Annotated in this window: 1 protein-coding gene; it reads left to right on the top strand. The window is 74.8% G+C overall.

Translation table 11 applies throughout. The features are described from left to right. Positions 1–853: alkaline phosphatase D family protein (locus AC27KI_RS26105; RefSeq protein WP_487116755.1), on the top strand; the 853-nt coding region annotated here is incomplete at both ends.

Here is an 853-nt window from a genome sequence, read left to right as displayed (position 1 = left end):
GCGCGCTGCGGCACGACCCGTTCACGCTGGGCGTGGCCAGCGGCGACCCCTCACCCGATGGCATGGTGCTGTGGACGCGCCTCGTGCCCGCCGAACCCGGCGCATGGAACCGCCCGCTTGCCGTGCGGTGGGAGGTGGCGCACGACGACGCGTTTCGCCGCATCGTGCAGCGCGGCACGGCCACCGCCCTGCCGGAGTTCGCGCACAGCGTGCATGTCGAGCTGCGGGGGCTGGCCCCGGGGCGCTGGTACCACTACCGCTTTCTGCAGGGCGACGCCGTCAGCGCCACCGGCCGCACGCGCACCGCGCCGGCCGCCGGGGATGTGGCGCCGGGCCTGCGCATCGCCTTCGCGTCGTGCCAGCGGTGGGAGCACGGCCACTACGCCGCCTGGGCCGACGTGTGCCGCCAGTCGCCCGACCTGGTGCTGTTCCTGGGCGACTACATCTACGAATACGCCAGCCCCAAGGACCCGGCCGGGCTGGCGCGCGTGCACGGCCTGCGCCTGGCGCACACGCTGGCCGACTACCGCGACCGCTACGCGCTGCACAAGAGCGACCCGTCGCTGCAGGCCGCCCACGCGCTGTGCCCCTGGGCCACGACCTGGGACGACCACGAGGTGCAGAACGACTACGCCGGCACCCACGGCCGCGGCGACGCCGCCGACTTCCTGGCGATGCGCACGGCGGCATGGCAGGCCTTCTACGAACACACGCCGCTGCGAGTGGCGAGCCTGGCGGCCAGCGGGTTCGGCGCGCTGCAGGTGTACCGCGCGCTGCCCTGGGGGCGGCTGGCGACCATCCACCTGCTGGATGCGCGCCAGTTCCGCGACCGCCAGGCCTGCCGCGCGGAAGG

It is taken from the genome of Acidovorax sp. KPB24-03 (assembly GCF_057546605.1).
Note: the sequence above shows the minus strand (reverse complement) of the source record. Positions and strands in the feature narration are given on the sequence as shown.